Source organism: Polaromonas sp. P1_E1_2, from assembly GCF_056406035.1.
The window spans coordinates 1-8516 of sequence record NZ_JBFUAZ010000128.1 but is presented as its reverse complement, the minus strand read 5'-3'; the positions used below and the strand labels follow the sequence as shown (position 1 = coordinate 8516).

The following is an 8516-nucleotide window of genomic DNA, read 5'->3' as shown; positions in this document are numbered from 1 at the left end:
CGTCATCGTCAGGTTGTTGCGAAAAGCCGAGGCGACACCCAGGCCCACCAGCCAGCGCCCTTCACGCAGCTGGCCCGGTTTGGCTACGCGCCGGTTCCAGCCGAAGGTTTGCGCGCCGGTTCTCAGGCATTGGATCAACTGGCGCTGGGAGTAAGCACGGTCGGGTTTTTCAGGGTCTACCTGCGTGTCGTTGAGGACACGGAACTCCACCGGGTCCATGCCCAGCTTCCCGGCCATTTCATCCATCGCGATCTCGAGCGCCATCAGGCCGGGCGCCTCGCCCGGTGCGCGCATCGCATTGCCCTCGGGCAGGTCCAGCACGGCCAGCCGTGTGGCGGTCATCCGGTTGGCGCCGGCGTAAAGCAGGCGCGTCTGGTTCACTGCGGTCTCGGGCCCGCCGCCTGGCAGGTCGCCTGACCAGCCCTCATGGCCGATGGAAGTGAGCTTGCCGTCGCGTCCCGCCCCCAGGCGTATGCGCTGGATGGTGGCCGGCCGGTGGGTGGTGTTGTTCATCATCAGCGGCCGCTGCAGCGCAACCTTGACCGGCCGCCCCGCCGCGCGCGCGCCCAGCGCGGCCAGCAGCACATCGGCACGCAGGAAAAGCTTGCCGCCGAAGCCCCCGCCGATAAAGGGCGACACCAGCCTGACGTTGGCTTTGGGAATATCCAGCGTTTTGGCCAGATCGCCCACGCCCCAGTCGATCATCTGGTTGGCTGTCCAGACCGTGAGCTTGTCGCCCGTCCACGCTGCGATGGTGGCGTGCGGCTCCATCATGGCGTGCGACTGGTCGGGCGTGGTGTAGGTGGCGTCCAGCTGCACAGGCGCGGTGGCAAAGGCGCCCGCGAAATCGCCCACCTTGGTTTCAGGTTCACCCGAAAAATCAGACGCCTTGGCCAGTGGCGCGCCGTCTTTTTCAGACGCCAGGTTGAACTTGCCTGGCATGCTCTCATAGACGATGCGTACCAGTTGCGCGGCGGCGCGCGCCTGCTCAAACGTGTTGGCCACCACCAGCGCCACGGCCTGGTGGTAGTGCTCAATCTCCGGCCCGCCCAGCAGCCTGGCGGTGTTGAAGCTGCCTTTGGTGAGCTTGCCAGCGTTCTCTGCGGTAATGATGGCCAGCACGCCCGGCGCGGTGCGGGCCGCGCGCAAATCCATCGACGCGATGCGGCCCTTGGCGATGCCGGCGCCTACGACGTAGCCGTAAGCCGCGTCCGGTGCGGCGTCGTGGCGCTCGTAGGCATAGGGTGCGGTGCCGGTGGTTTTGAGCGGGCCGTCAATGCGGTCGGTGGGCTTGCCGATGACCTTGAGCTGGTCAATGGGGTTGGTGGTGGCAGGGGTGTCGAATTTCACGATGCGCTCCTCGCCTGGGCCAGCACGGCGGCGATGGTTCGCTCTGCCAGTGGCAATTTGAAGGCGTTGTCATGTGTCGGCGTTGCGCCGGCCAGCACGCCGGCCGCAAGAGCCCGCGCATCTTGCGGCATGGCGGCCTCCGCGGCTTCAACGCGCCAGGGCTTGTGTGCTACGCCGCCCAGGGCGACCTTGCCGGAGCCATCACGCTGCACGATGGCCGCCACGGAAACGAGCGCGAAGGCGTAAGAGGCGCGGTCACGCACCTTGCGGTAGATGTGCACGCCGCCGGCCGGGCGCGGCAGTGTCACAGCGGTGATCAGCTCACCGGGCTCCAGCGTGGTTTCGATGTGTGGCGTATCGCCTGGCAGCCGGTGAAAGTCGGCAATCGGAATGACGCGCGCACGCCCGTCGGCCCGCACGGTTTCTACCGATGCGTCCAGCACCCGCATGGCAACGGCCATATCACTCGGGTGGGTGGCGATGCAGGCCTGGCTGGTGCCGATGATGCCGTGCTGGCGGTTCACGCCCCCGATGGCGCTGCAGCCGCTGCCTGGCCGGCGCTTGTTGCAGGGCTGGTCGGTGTCGTAAAAGTAGGGGCAACGTGTGCGCTGCAGCAGGTTGCCGGCGGTGGTCGCCTTGTTGCGCAGCTGGCCCGAGGCACCGGCGAGCAAGGCCCGCGACAGCACGCCGTAGTCGCGCCGCACGCGCTCGTCTGAGGCCAGCGCGGTGTTGCGAACCATCGCGCCCACACGCAGGCCGCCCTCGGGCGTTGCCTCAATCTTGTCCAGCGCCAGGCCATTCACGTCGACCAGGTGCGCAGGCGCTTCGATCTRCAACTTCATCAAATCAAGCAGGTTGGTACCGCCTGCGATGAACTTTGCTGCCGGGTTGCGGGCCACCGCCGCGGCGGCTTGCGCCGGCGAGCTGGCGCGTTCATACGTGAAGGGTTTCATGCCTGCGCCCCCGCCACTTCAGTGATGGCTTCAACGATGTTGGAGTAGGCGCCGCAGCGGCAGATGTTGCCGCTCATGCGCTCCCGAAGCTCGTCGGGCGAGAGCAGCGGCCGAGCGGTGATGTCCGCGCTGACGTGGCTGGGGACGCCCCGGCGCAGCTCGTCGAGTGCGCCGACGGCGGAGCAGATCTGGCCCGGCGTGCAGTAACCGCATTGATAGCCGTCATGCTTGACGAAGGCTGTCTGCAGCGGGTGCATGCGCTGCAAGGTTCCCAGCCCTTCGATGGTGGTCACCTTGCTGCCCTCATGCATCACGGCCAGCGTCAGGCAGGAATTGATGCGCTGGCCGTCGAGCAGCACGGTGCAGGCGCCGCACTGCCCATGGTCGCAGCCTTTTTTGGTGCCGGTAAGGTGCAGATGCTCGCGCAAGGCATCGAGCAGCGTGGTGCGTGTGTCCAGGTTCAGGGTGTGGGCCGTGCCGTTGACCTCGATGGTCACGCGCCCCTGAGGGACGGAGCCAGGTGCGGCGAGCGGTGAAGAGGGGGCTGCGGTGGCGTCTGATGGCATAGTGGTCACAGCCGCTGAAGCGGCGCTAGCGATCAGGATACCTCGCCGGGAGATGGTGAGTGCATCGGTGGGGCTTTCCATGGCTTCTGCCTTTGTCCTTTAGGAAGGAGGGAGTGGGGAGTGGCGAAGTAAACCGCCAGCATCCCGGAGCAGGGCCGATTGCGCTGTAGGAAACAGGCTTGGTGGAGAGTCGGTTGCCGCCACTGCCGCGCCGCGCCAAGGGCAGGAAGCACGCCTATGCCTCCTCCTATTTCTTTTGCCTTACTTTGCAGACAAGTTGTCAAGCGAGCCAAAGCCTTGAACCCGACCGCTCAGTACCTCGATCCGTTGGCAGCAGCAATCCTGCAAAGGGGCTGCGCGATGCGCTCAGGCAGAAATCCTGGGCTCTTCCGTCAGGCTGTAGCAGGTGAACACCTTGTTCAGGGCCGGCAGGGGCGCCACTTCCATTTCCCCCACTGCGGGTTCCATGATGACCATGGCGACCGTGGCCGACAGGTTGTCGTGGCTGCCGATGCGGGGCGGGCGGCAGACGGAGTAGGGCAGGCCGAAGTTGTCGAAAAACGCGTTCTTCAATTCCTGGCGGCCCAGCTTGTCTTGCTGGTTCAGCAGCTTGCGTACGCGCCAGTCGCGGTAGTGGCTGTCGGGTGATTGGGAAATGCCCATGTCCACCAGCTTGCTCAGGGCGACCGGGCTCATCCAGTGGTTGGCGTGCACGATCAGGTTGTCGGCGCCGGGGTAAATTGGAAACGATTCATTGGTGGTGCATTCAAAGTCGATGCCAAAGCCCTGCGACATGCCCAGCATGATGTTGTTGGAGCAGGACTTGGGTGTGGCGGCGACGGCCTTCATGGCCAGCGAGAAAATCTCCTGCTCCAGCACCTTGCGGCGGATAAGCGAGAGCGGCACGCCCAGCTGCTTGAAGTCGCGGTCTGACTCGAGGTAGTTGGCGGTGATGGACACGCCCGCGCTGTTGAAGCCGCTGCGGGCGAGCCCGCCGGCCTCGACAAAGGTCAGGAAGTCGGGGCCGTTGTCGTTGCGCACGCGCAGCACGACGGAGGTCTCGACGCACTCGGCGCGCCAGTCCCAGTTCTGGCCATGCAGCAGGTTGCCGTTGGCCGAACGCTCGGGCAGGATGAGGGCGCCGGTGCAGCCGTCGCCCGGCTCCTGGTCGGCCTGTGTGACCTTCTCGGCGCGGGCCTTGGCCAGCACCTCGGTGCGGGCGTTGATCATCACGATGTCCTGGAAGTCCACGCCTGCGCCCTCGGCGATGCCGCGCATCTCGTCGATGTAGTGGGGTGCGAAGTTGCCGATTTCCTTGGCGAAGAAGTCGATCAAGCGCGCGCGTGCCTGTTCGCTGTAGCCCAGGTTGACCAGCGTCTGGCCGTACAGGCGCGCGCTGCCACGTACCCGGTCGGCGGCCTGCCGCCCGTACTGCAGGCCGCGTTCATGCGGGCTGCCGGAGACGGAGATAAAGGGGAATTGTTTGATGTTTGCCATGCTGGGCTGCCGTAAGAAGTTGCGTGAAGAGAGATGACGACCGCCGCAAGGCGTGCCTGTCCATGCCTTGCGCGCGGGCCTGCGTGCAAGGCGACCGAGAGGTGATGCTGGAATGACTTACTTGGCGGCCAGCTTTGTATTCCAGAGCAGCGGCTTGCCTTCCCACACCGTGAACCCGTTCACGCGCTTGCGCACAGCCCACGAATCGGTCACGTTGTAGAGGATGACCAGCGGCGTCTTGGCGATCATCAACGCGTGCAGCTGGTCAAACAAGGCCTGGCGTTTCTTGGGGTCCGCTTCGGCGAAGCTCTGGTCGATCAGCTTTTGCGCGGCCGGGTCGTCCCACACCTTGCGCGGCTGCTTGGCCTTGTTGCCTGAGAACTGCTCATAGCTCAGGGCCGGGTCCAGGCGCGACGAATAGGTGAAGGAGCTCATCTGGTAGTTGCCGCTGTTGTAACGGTCCAGCTGGGTTGCCCATTCGAGCACCTCGATCTGGGCGTTGATGCCCACGGCCTGCATCATGGCCTGGCTCATCACCGCGACCGAGAAGCTGGGCACGTGCGCGCGCTTGTTGGCCTGGATCACGATGGGCTGGCCCTTGTAGCCGGCTTCCTTCAGCAGCTGCTTGGCCTTGGCCGGGTCGTGGCGGTAGCCTTTTTTCTGGGCCGCTGTGTAGAAGGCCGAAGTGTCCTGGATGGCCGAGTTGTTGACGCGGGCCAGGCCTTCGGACGCGGCCGCGACAAGCTGGTTCATGTCAAGCGAGAGCGCGATGGCCTGGCGGATGCGCTCGTCTTTGAGCAGCGGGTCGTTGGTCTGCATCAGCAGCGTGTTCTTGCCCGCGTCCACTGCGGCGACAACGCTGAGATTTTTATTCGCCTTGAGCTCCTGCACGTCGGACGAGGTGATCTGGCCCGCGTCGATGGCGCCGGACTGCAGGCCGGCCTTGGAGGTCGACATGTCGGGCACGGTCAAAAATTTGACCTGCCCAACCAGCGGCTTCTTGAGGCCGAGGTAGCCGTCGGGCTTGGTGCCGGGGGGCGACTGGTAGTCGGCAAATGCGCTGAGCGTGACGTACTCTCCGCGCTTCCATTCTTCAAACTTGAAGGGGCCGGTGCCGATGGGCTTGTCCCAGCTGCCGTCTTCCTTGACGGACTTTTTGTTCAGGACGGCCGTCATGCCGCAGTCGGTGCGGGCCAGGTTGTCGAGGAACACGGCCGAGGGTTTGTCCAACTGCATGACCACGGTCYGTGCGTCGGGGGCCGTGACAGAAGTCACCTTGACGCCGGAGCGGCCGTCAAATTCGCTGAGGCAGCGCCAGTCGGTCTTGGGGTCCATGTAGCGCTTCCAGCTCCACAGCACGTCGGCCGAAGTCATGGGCTCGCCATTGTGGAACTTCACGTTGGTGCGCAGCTTGAAGATATAGGTCAGGCCGTCGGGGCTGGTGACGATGGAGCGCGCCAGCAGCGGGCCGACGGTGCCGTTCTCGTGGTACGCGACCAGGCCTTCGACGATGTTGAGCACCACACCGTCGGTGGTGTTGTCGCGGTTCACGCCGGGGTTGGTCGAGCGGATGTCTGCCGGCTGCGCGACCACGATTTGTGGGGTCTGGGCCTGGGCCGCGGAACAGGCCGCGAGCATGGCGGCGGCCAGAAATTTCAATCGAAGGGAAAGCATGAAAAGCTCCTTAAAGATCAGACCGGAAGAGGGTGTAAGGGGTTCAGGGCGCCTGCCGGCGTATCGGGTTCGTCAAAGCGCCACTTGAGCTGCATGCCGCCCTGGCCTGTGGGCGTGAGCGCAGGAATCGCGGAGAGCAGCTTGCGTGTATAGGCGTGCTGCGGCTTGTCGAACACCTCGTCGCGGCTGCCCTGCTCGATGATCTGGCCGGCCTGCATCACGATCACGCGGTCGGCCACCTGCTCGACCACGCCGAGGTCGTGGCTGATGAAAAGGCAGGCAAAGCCATGGCGCTCCTGCAGCTCGGCCAGCAGCGCCAGCACCTGGGCGCGCACGGTCACGTCGAGTGCCGACACCGGCTCGTCGGCAATCACAAAAGCCGGCTCGCGTATCAGCGCGCGGGCAATCGCCACGCGCTGGCGCTGGCCACCCGAGAGTTCATGTGCGTAACGCGCCGCATGCCGCGGCTCCAGGCCGACTTCGTCCAGCATCTTCGCTACGCGTGTTTGCCGCTCGGCGGATGAAAGACCGGGCACCAGCCGCAGCCCTTCACCGACCAGCTGGCCAATGCTCATGCGCGGATTCAATGACGAGTACGGGTCCTGGAACACCATCTGGCAGTTGAGCCGGTAGTCCAGCCAGCCCGCGTCGCTGCGCGCAATCGAACGGCCGCGAAAACGAATGTCGCCTTCGGTCGGCTTGAGCAAGCCGGCAATCGCGCGGCCCAGCGTGGTTTTGCCCGAGCCGGAGCCGCCCACCACTGCGACGATCTCGCGCGGGCGCACCACCAGGTCGATGCCGTGCAGTACGCGCTTGGCCGTGGATTTGGCGAACAACTTGCGCTTTCCGGGGTAGTCGAATACGAGCTTGCGCACTTCGATGACGGGCTGTTCGTCGGCAATCGTGCGCGCGGCTTGCCGGCGCGGGATGGCTTCCAGCAGCTTGCGGGTGTAGTCCTGCTTCGGGCCGGCCAGCAAGGCAGCGGTGTCGCCGGCCTCAACGACTTCACCCTGCTGCATGACGATCATGCGCTGGGTGTAGCGCGCAACCATGGGCAGGTCGTGGCTGATCAGCAGCACGGCGGTGTTGTGTTCGCGCGTGAGGCCAACCATCAGCTCCAGCACGTCACGCTGCACCAGCGCGTCCAGGGCAGTAGTCGGTTCGTCGGCGATCAGCAGCGCGGGCTCCAGCAGCATGACAGAGGCCAGCATCATGCGCTGGCGCATGCCGCCTGAAAATTCATGTGGCCATGCGGCGAGCGCGGCCTGCGGGTCGGTGATGCCGACGCGCGCGAGCATGGCCAAAGCCTTGTCGCGGCGCGCGGCCGGCGAGAGCTCGGGCCGGTGCAGCGCCAGGCCTTCGTCAAGCTGCCGGCCAATCGTCATTGACGGATTGAGCGAAGTCATGGGCTCCTGGAACACCATGCCTATGCGCGCGCCCCGCAGCTGGCGCAAACGCGCATCGCCGGCCGCCGCCATGTCCTCGCCTTCAAACAGAATACGGCCTGCGCTGCGCACCAGCGGCAGCGGCGTGAGGCCCATGATGGCGCGCGCCGCCTGGGTCTTGCCACTGCCGGATTCACCGACGATGCCGACGATCTCGCCGGGCGCGACGGTGAAGGACACATTGCGCACGATTTCGCGGCCGCCCTTGCCGATGGAAAGGCTTAAGGCCGAGACATCTACAAGGTGGTTCATTCGACGCCCCTCATGCGCGGATCCAGCAGGTCACGCACCGCGTCGCCCAGGAAGTTGATGCCCAGTAGCGTGAGCGCAATGCACAGGCCCGGGAAGATGGAAAGGTAAGTTGCCTGCGCCATAAAGGGCCGGGCGGCGGCCAGCATATTGCCCCAGGTGGGCGCGGGCGGCGGCACGCCCAGGCCCAGGAAGGAGAGGGAACTCTCCGCCAGGATGACCCAGCCGAACATCGAAGTGGCCAGCACCGTGAGTGGCGCCACGCAGTTGGGCAGCACATGGCGGAACATGGTGTAGAGCTCCGAATTGCCAAGCACACGCGAGGATTCGATGAATTCTTTTTCACGCAGCGACATCACCGTGCCGCGCACGATGCGGGTGACCGAGGGCGTGTAGGCCAGGCCCAGCGCCAGGATGATGCCGTACTTGTTGGCGCCGAAGACGGCCAGCAGCGCCAGCGCCAGCAACAGGCCGGGGAAGGCCAGCAGGGCGTTGACAAAGGCCATGATGATGCGGTCGGTCCAGCCGCGCACAAAGCCCGTCAGCACGCCGATGGCGGTGCCTGCGGTGATAGAGAGCAGCACCGTGAGAAAACTGATCCAGACGCTGTTGGAGGCCCCGGCCATGAGGCGCGAGAGTTCGTCGCGGCCGAACTCGTCGGTGCCCAGCCAATAGGTGGCGCTGGGTGGTTTGAGGCGCGCCAGGAAGTTGATCTTGAGCGGCTCGTGCGGCGTCCAGAAGAAGGCCAGCACGGCCGCCGCGAGGATCAGGCCCACGATGAC

7 protein-coding genes are annotated in these 8516 nt (G+C 65.3%); all 7 read right to left on the bottom strand.

Annotation, left to right across the window (positions count from 1 at the left end; genetic code table 11):
- A partial coding sequence (locus AC1D1P_RS08590) for a molybdopterin cofactor-binding domain-containing protein (RefSeq protein WP_477672686.1) occupies nt 1-1350 on the bottom strand: 1350 nt, incomplete at its 3' end.
- Complete coding sequence (locus AC1D1P_RS08585; RefSeq protein ID WP_477672685.1) at nt 1347-2303, bottom strand: FAD binding domain-containing protein; 957 nt, start codon at nt 2301-2303, stop codon at nt 1347-1349. The genes AC1D1P_RS08590 and AC1D1P_RS08585, both read right to left, overlap by 4 nt.
- A complete protein-coding gene (paoA, locus tag AC1D1P_RS08580) occupies nt 2300-2950 on the bottom strand; it encodes an aldehyde dehydrogenase iron-sulfur subunit PaoA (protein ID WP_477672684.1) in 651 nt (216 codons plus the stop codon). The genes AC1D1P_RS08585 and paoA overlap by 4 nt, the downstream gene beginning before the upstream one ends.
- Before the next feature lie 285 nt (nt 2951-3235).
- Complete coding sequence (locus AC1D1P_RS08575) at nt 3236-4366, bottom strand: C45 family autoproteolytic acyltransferase/hydolase (protein WP_477672683.1); 1131 nt, start codon at nt 4364-4366, stop codon at nt 3236-3238.
- Between the two features lie 117 nt (nt 4367-4483).
- Nucleotides 4484-6040, bottom strand: coding sequence for an ABC transporter substrate-binding protein (locus tag AC1D1P_RS08570; protein WP_477672682.1), 1557 nt, complete (start codon nt 6038-6040; stop codon nt 4484-4486).
- A 17-nt stretch (nt 6041-6057) separates the two neighbouring features.
- Nucleotides 6058-7737: an ABC transporter ATP-binding protein gene (locus AC1D1P_RS08565; protein ID WP_477672681.1), complete on the bottom strand. Its 1680-nt coding sequence runs from the start codon at nt 7735-7737 to the stop codon at nt 6058-6060.
- Complete coding sequence (locus tag AC1D1P_RS08560; RefSeq protein WP_477672687.1) at nt 7734-8513, bottom strand: ABC transporter permease; 780 nt, start codon at nt 8511-8513, stop codon at nt 7734-7736. The genes AC1D1P_RS08565 and AC1D1P_RS08560 overlap by 4 nt, the downstream gene beginning before the upstream one ends.
- Nucleotides 8514-8516: the final 3 nt, after the last annotated feature.